Here is a 1,121-nt window from a genome sequence, read left to right as displayed (position 1 = left end):
ATAAGGTACTTTAATCAAAGTATGTGGCACAAAGGAACTACACCAGAGGAAGTATTAGATGAAAATGGTGGACATTTAGGATCATTAGATCCATATGAATCAGCAACACCATTATATAAGAAAAATGGAATGACACATGTTGTTTATAATACATCCAAAGGACCAAACACTAAATCTGGTTATGTAAAATATGAAGGTTCAGCAGCTACTAGAGTGGATATACCTAGACCATCAATAACAAATGCACAAAAAATAGTATATGGAACAAGTGGAAGAGGAAGAGAATTAGCAGCTTATAAAGTTGGTAATGGAGCTAATTCATTGATATATGTATGTGCAATACACGGATGGGAAGATCACTGGGCAGCGGATGGTATTGAGTTAACTAGAATAGGTAATGGACTTATAGAGCACTTCCAAAATGCAGGAACAAACAATTGGTCACTATATATAATTCCAGTAGCAAATCCAGATGGATTATCAGAAGGATATACAAATAATGGGCCAGGAAGATGTACTATAGTAGGTGCAGTAGATTGTAATAGAGATTTTCCAATAGGATTTACACCATATGGAGATTCAAGACATTGGACAAATAAAGAGCCGTTAAGTGTACCAGAATCAAGAAGTTTACGTGACTTTATAAGTGAAATAAAAGGAAAGACATCAGGTTCAACATATTTAATAGATATGCACGGATGGGAAGATAAGACAATAGGAGATTCACATATATCAAGGGCATTCCAAAATCAATTTGGTTTTGTAAATGGAAATTATGATGGAGTATATCAAGCTGGATTCTTAATATCATGGGCAAATTCAATAGGAGTAAGAGCAGCCTTAATAGAATTACCACAGTCATGTTACAGTCATTCAGATGCTGTTAATGGAAGATATCTACAAAAGTCTATAAATGCAGTAACAAACTTAATAGGTGGTTCTGATGGAAGTTCATCAGGAGGAAGTACTGGTGGAAGTTCAGGATCAGACATTATAGGAGGAAGTTCATCTTCAGATAAAACATATATATCAAATGGAGAAGTAATAAACGTACAATCATTCCTAAATGTAAGAAAAGGACCAGGAACAGATTATGACTCAATAGGACAACTACATCAAGG

General features: G+C 34.7%; 1 protein-coding gene. It reads left to right on the top strand.

What is annotated here, in order from left to right; genetic code table 11:
- Positions 1 to 1,121 (top strand): M14 family zinc carboxypeptidase (locus ABHR63_RS10000; protein ID WP_346966010.1); only part of this gene is annotated, 1,121 nt, incomplete at both ends.

It is taken from the genome of Collinsella aerofaciens, from assembly GCF_039752775.1.
Taxonomy (GTDB): Bacteria; Actinomycetota; Coriobacteriia; order Coriobacteriales; family Coriobacteriaceae; genus Collinsella; species Collinsella aerofaciens_R.
Note: the sequence above shows the minus strand (reverse complement) of the source record. Positions and strands in the feature narration are given on the sequence as shown.